At 56.7% G+C, this 615-nt stretch carries 1 pseudogene; it reads left to right on the forward strand.

The features are described 5' to 3' along the window. Positions 1–8 precede the first annotated feature (8 nt). Positions 9–615, forward strand: a pseudogene (locus tag C8264_RS21945) (hypothetical protein); the annotation flags it as partial.

The raw sequence follows: 615 nt of genomic DNA on the forward strand, positions 1-615 counted from the left end.
TGGACTCGATGGCCAACGGCATCAAGACCATCGAAGCGGCTAACAACGGCCTGACCGCGATCACAAAAACGCTTGAATCGATGCAGTCGACCCTGCGCCAGGCGCGTCAGGACAAATCGTTCGAGACCGATTCCTATGACCCTGGCACTAACATTGTGGCTGCCACCGGGAAATTTGCGACGGGCTCCGCCGTTACGTTCGAAGGCGGTGCGACTGGAGTGGCAATCGGGGGCACGGCAATCTCGATCTCGGTTGCCGATAAGTCTCTTGATGAAGCTGTTGACGCCATCAATACCGCGGCCGAAGAAGGTGGCACACTTGCAGGCGCCGTCCGTGCCTCAAACGACAACGGCAAGCTGCGCATTGAAAACCTGTCCACCGGAGACCTCAAGGTCGCCGGTACCACCTCGGTAACCGCATCCACCATCGAGGGTAACTCTGTCCGCGCCGATCTCGCACTCCAGTACAACGAATTGCGTGACCAGCTTGATAAAATGTCCGACGACGCTTCGTTCAACGGCATCAATCTGCTGCGCGGCGACAATCTGAAGATTACCTTCAACGAAACCGGCACCTCTTCGATCGACATCCAGGCCAAAGACAAACAATCGGTCA

Source organism: Devosia naphthalenivorans (genome assembly GCF_003056355.1).
GTDB classification, from domain to species: domain Bacteria; phylum Pseudomonadota; class Alphaproteobacteria; order Rhizobiales; family Devosiaceae; genus Devosia; species Devosia naphthalenivorans.